The 1883-nt window shown below is 69.1% G+C and carries 2 protein-coding genes; one reads left to right on the top strand and one right to left on the bottom strand.

The features are described from left to right. On the top strand, positions 1–600 hold a 600-nt coding region (locus tag ACE3O8_RS13485), incomplete at its 5' end, for a DUF937 domain-containing protein (protein WP_374390567.1). 260 nt (positions 601–860) lie between these two features. On the opposite strand, the gene ACE3O8_RS13480 is transcribed toward ACE3O8_RS13485, so the two are convergent. Beyond that, the gene (locus ACE3O8_RS13480; protein ID WP_374390565.1) at positions 861–1598 is read right to left on the bottom strand and encodes an N-acetylmuramoyl-L-alanine amidase; all 738 of its coding nucleotides are present in this window, start codon (positions 1596–1598) and stop codon (positions 861–863) included. Positions 1599–1883 lie beyond the last annotated feature (285 nt).

The raw sequence follows: 1883 nt of genomic DNA, 5'->3' as shown, positions 1-1883 counted from the left end.
ATGGGGATGAGTGCAAATCTGATCGACGCGCTGGGCGGCCTCGGCGGCCTTCAGCAGATCGCCAGCGAACGGGGCGTGGACCAGCAGACGGTGGCAACCGGCGCGGCCGCGCTGCTGCCCGCCGTGCTGGGCGGCTTCAAGAAGCAGGCGCAGGCCCAGCCCTCCGGCCTTGAAGGGCTGGTCGGCATGCTGGGCGGCATGGGCGGCGGCGGCCTTCTCGATGCCGTGCTGTCCCCTCAGGCGACTCCGGTCGATCAGGGCAACCAGGTGCTGGGCCAGATCTTCGGCACGCCCGATGTCAGCCGCGCCGTCGCCGGCCAAGCCTCGGCCAGCACGGGGATCAGCCCGGATCTCCTGAAAAAGCTGCTGCCGATCGTCGCCATGGCGGCCGCCGGCATGATGGCGAAATCCGCAAGCGCGGGCGCCCCGCAGGGCGGCGGCGGGCTCGGCGGCCTGCTGGGTCAGGTGCTGGGCGGGCTCGGCGGCGGCCAGCCGGCAGCGGCCGGCGGTCTCGGCGGTCTCGCCTCCATGCTCGACCTCGACGGGGATGGAAACCCGCTGGACGACATCATGGGAATGGCCTCGAAACTGGCCCGCTGAGGCGGTGGGATCGAGGGCGTCGTGAGCTCCGGCTTCACGCCCTCGATTCCCCCTCTCCGCCCGCTCAGGCTACGCTTGTCGAAGCCCCCACCGGCAAGGCACTTCGTCCGGCAACCCGTCTCACACGCGCATCCTCGGCCGCGCCGACAACGCTTGCCATGTGCGCCATGCCGGCCACCTCCAACGCCGTATCGCGGAGCATGGGGCGTTCCCAAACAAGGCTCCGATCCGGGTCCCCTGCCAATGAAGTCCGGAACCCCCTAAAACCCGTCCTCGCTCACCGCCTGCAACCGCTGTTCCTCCAGCACCTGCAGGGTGAACAGGATGGCCCGCGTTTCCCCGTCCACGATCCCATCCACCAGCCCCTGCCGGAACCGCTGCTGGAAGGCGCGGGTGGCGGCTGGCAGGTCCGCGATGTCATAGCCAAAGCGTTCCAGCGCCAGCCCGAACGCCCCGTCCGGCCAGCCCGGATCGGTCAGCAGCTTGTCGGGCCGGGCCAGCGCGATGCGGTGCTGCGCCAGGCGCGGCCAGTCGAACAGCTCGCCCGGATCCTGCTTGCGGACGGGCGCGATGTCGGCATGGCCGATCACGTCGGCCCGGTCGATGCGGTGGCGCACGCTCAAGGTCGCCACCAGCCGGATCACCTGCCGCATCTGAACGTCCGGGAAGGGGCGGTATCCCCATTCATGCCCCGGGTTCTGGATCTCGATCCCGATGGAGCTGCTGTTGATGTCGGATTGCCCGCGCCAGCGGCTGGCGCCCGCATGCCAGGCCCGGTCCAGCTCCTCAACCATCTGCACGATCCGCCCGTCCTCATGCACGATATAGTGCGAGGAGACGCCCGAGTCCGGGTTGCACAGCCAGTCCTCGGCGGCCTGGCCGTCCTCCATCCCCGTGTAATGCAGGATGATCTGCCGGATGGGCCGCTGCCCCTCCGGCACGACGCGGGCGTTGTAGTTGGGCGAAGGCCGCCATTCGATCTCGTCTGCAAGCCTCATCGTTCGTCCGCCTTCTTCGCCGTGCGAACCCGGCCGCGCCCGGAATTCGCGGCCAGAAAAAGGCTCGCTTCGCAAGCCACCCGTTTCATCGCTCTTCCGCCTTCCTGGCCGTGCGAACCCGGCCGCGCCCGGAATTCGCGGCCAGAAAAAGGCTCGCTTCGCAAGCCACCCGTTTCATCGCTCTTCCGCCTTCTTCGCCGTGCGAAGCGTAATGATCGCCACGCCCGCCAGCGTCAGCGCCCCGCCCACCCACATCATCGGCGTCACCGGCGTACCATACACCAG

This window comes from Sandaracinobacter sp. (assembly GCF_041909755.1).
GTDB lineage: Bacteria > Pseudomonadota > Alphaproteobacteria > Sphingomonadales > Sphingomonadaceae > Sandaracinobacteroides.
The sequence above is the reverse complement of the archived record's forward strand: the minus strand, read 5'-3'. Positions and strand labels throughout refer to the sequence as shown.